This is a genomic window from Paraburkholderia sp. BR14374 (assembly GCF_040948685.1).
Classification (GTDB): Bacteria; Pseudomonadota; Gammaproteobacteria; order Burkholderiales; family Burkholderiaceae; genus Paraburkholderia; species Paraburkholderia youngii.
In genome coordinates this window covers 1-253 of record NZ_JBFPKF010000173.1, presented here as the reverse complement: position 1 = coordinate 253, position 253 = coordinate 1, and the positions used below count along the sequence as shown (strand labels likewise).

Genomic DNA, 253 nt, shown 5'->3' with positions numbered 1-253 from the left:
GTTCCAGAACCATTCGCACAGCCCGCTCACGAACTTCAGGCGAGTACCTTGGGCACTTCTTCTTCGTGTTTTCCATAGCTCCATTTTCTCAAGAAGTGGAGCCTCCGGAAATCCCGGGGCGGTTCAATCCCCACAAGTCGCACCTGTTGCGCAATCGGTAGCGCGTGTGCACGGTCGATCATCGCTTTCCGCTCAGCAACCCCGCCTTGCCGAGCGCTCCGCTTAAAAAATCGTTCTCCAGCGTCAACTGGCC

General features: G+C 56.9%; 1 pseudogene. It reads right to left on the bottom strand.

Features of this window, described 5'->3' with window-relative positions:
* Positions 1 to 128 precede the first annotated feature (128 nt).
* Positions 129 to 253, bottom strand: a pseudogene (locus AB3X86_RS38530) (IS3 family transposase); the annotation flags it as partial.